We start from the raw sequence: 484 nt of genomic DNA, 5'->3' as shown, positions 1-484 counted from the left end.
CAGTTCATTGACAAGGGGTAGATAGTTATAGGAATGGGGGGGTAGAAAGGTAAGGAAGCGAGTCTCTGAGGTAAGGGACTGTTTATAGGTTGTATTATATAACCTGAGAGTTTGATCCTGGCTCAGAATGAACGCTGGCGGCGTGCCTAACACATGCAAGTCGAGCGCGAAAGTATCCTTTGGGGTACGAGTAGAGCGGCGGACGGGTGAGTAACGCGTAGACAACCTACCCTGGGGTACGGGATAACACTTCGAAAGGGGTGCTAATACCGTATGAGCTATACTTGACTGAGGTCAGGTATGGGAAAGCGTGCCTCTGTTTACAAGCACGCGCCCTGGGATGGGTCTGCGTCCCATTAGCTAGTTGGTGGGGTAACGGCCCACCAAGGCGACGATGGGTAGCCGGCCTGAGAGGGTGGTCGGCCACACTGGGACTGGAACACGGCCCAGACTCCTACGGGAGGCAGCAGTGGGGAATATTGGG

At 54.5% G+C, this 484-nt stretch carries 1 rRNA gene; it reads left to right on the top strand.

From position 1 onward, the window contains the following. Positions 1–99: 99 nt before the first annotated feature. Positions 100–484 (top strand): 16S ribosomal RNA (locus ACYQ0O_RS13115); the annotation flags it as partial.

Source organism: Desulfothermus okinawensis JCM 13304 (genome assembly GCF_054654515.1).
This window is presented reverse-complemented; position numbering and strand designations above follow the sequence as displayed.